Annotated in this window: 1 protein-coding gene; it reads left to right on the forward strand. The window is 53.4% G+C overall.

The genetic code is table 11. The annotated features are described in order from the left end of the window. Nucleotides 1-270 precede the first annotated feature (270 nt). The coding region (locus JE47_RS0120210) for a phosphotransferase (RefSeq protein ID WP_031461465.1) at nucleotides 271-890 on the forward strand (620 nt) is incomplete at its 3' end.

Raw genomic sequence — 890 nt, forward strand, 5'->3', positions numbered from 1 at the left:
CCGCGACCAACACGCCGACGGCGACCAACACACCGACGGCGACTAACACACCGACGGCGACCCCGACGGCGACGGCAACAGGGCCAGCTCCTCAAACCCATCGCATCTTTGTGCCATTAATCATGTGGTGATCGGAGGGGGTACGGAACCGTCAGTGATTGTCCGTTAGCAGTGTGAAGCACATCGACAGGGCAGGTCTCAACCCGCCCTGTCACTCTTTATCCACTCCTATGGTATGATCGGTCAGATCAATCATACGGAGTACACTCTATGTCGTGGAAAGACACCCTTGCCGATCATTACCGTATCACCGGCAGTCTCACCCCTTTACCCGGAGAATACGATCTCAATCTACTGGTAACCACAACCGACGAAACGCGGTATGTCCTTAAGGTGATGAGACCAGACTGTGATCCAGCGTTCGTCGAACTGCAATGTATGGTGCTCGAACATCTGGCTACACTCGCCCCTGATCTACCGGTACCGCGCCTTATACGCACAGCGACCGGTGCAATGTACGTCAACGAACATGATCGATACGTTTGGCTCATTTCTGCGCTGCCGGGCGAAACCTATGCCACATTCCGGCCACAAACAGCAGCCCTGCGTACCGGTTTGGGGCAAATGGCAGCCCGACTTGATCTCGCGTTACTCAGTTTTACCCATCCAGAACTGAATCGACCGTTAAAGTGGAATCTTCTCCAGGCAGAATGGGCTTACGAACACCTGACGGTCATTCACGACCCTGATCGCCGTCAACTCATTGCAGCAGTATTGGAAACGTATCTCCGTCTTAAACCACAACTGCTCAGCCTAGAACATACGACGATCCACAATGATCTCAATGACTACAATCTGCTCGTATCGGCAACTGATTGCGGCCATATCAC

It is taken from the genome of Chloroflexus sp. MS-G (assembly GCF_000735195.1).
In the GTDB taxonomy this organism is placed as follows: Bacteria; Chloroflexota; Chloroflexia; order Chloroflexales; family Chloroflexaceae; genus Chloroflexus.